Source organism: Actinoalloteichus spitiensis RMV-1378 (genome assembly GCF_000239155.1).
Lineage (GTDB): Bacteria > Actinomycetota > Actinomycetes > Mycobacteriales > Pseudonocardiaceae > Actinoalloteichus_B > Actinoalloteichus_B spitiensis.
Genome location: NZ_AGVX02000431.1, coordinates 1 through 742 on the forward strand (window position 1 = coordinate 1; position 742 = coordinate 742).

Genomic DNA, 742 nt, shown 5'->3' on the forward strand with positions numbered 1-742 from the left:
GCCGGGGCGGCCGGCGGCCGCCGTACCGTGGTGCAACCCCGGGTGGTCGGGTACTACTGATTGTCAGGGGTTGTTCGCCTTTCCGGTCAGCCGATCCGCGCCGTGCGCGGAGGGTGACGGTTCTCCGGGAATGCTTCGCGGCCGAACGGCGTAGCCGTACCATCGCCTGGCGGACGGCTCACCCGTTCGGGCAACCTGCTCGGTAGCTCGGCGTCTATACGCATGGCGAGTCAGACCGCCACGTTCCTGTCACCAGAGGGAAGGAGACCCGGTGGCCGACGATCCTCGTCCCGGTGGTTTCCGCTCTCGGCGCTCCCAGGACTCCGGTTCGTCCGAGGACCGGCCCCGGCGCCGCCGCGCGCGGTACACCGAGCCACCCACCGGCCGCCGCCGTCGCTCGATGGAGGACACCGGCGGCACCTCCGTCTCCGACCTGTTGGCCAGACACCGCACCGGAGCTCCGGACCAGCTGGAGGACGAGGAACCCGCCTTACCAGCCGATCCACCCGGAACCGCCTCGGGTGTCCCCCACGTCGAGCCTCCTCCCCGCGCCGAAGCGGGACACTACGCGGAACCGCGAACCGAGGACGCCCCGTACACTTCGGACTCCTCGTACACCGAGGCGCCGCCCTACGTCGAGGAGCGGGCCGAGGAACCGGTGCGCCGGTCCCGACGCGCCGCGCGGGAAGCGGCGGCCGCTCCCGAGGATCGCCCGGAGAAGCTGGGGCGTCGCGCCCGACGT

The 742-nt window shown here is 72.2% G+C and carries 1 pseudogene; it reads left to right on the forward strand.

The window, feature by feature from the left end:
• Window positions 1-271: 271 nt before the first annotated feature.
• Window positions 272-742 (forward strand): annotated as a pseudogene (locus ACTIDRAF_RS29680) (hypothetical protein); the annotation flags it as partial.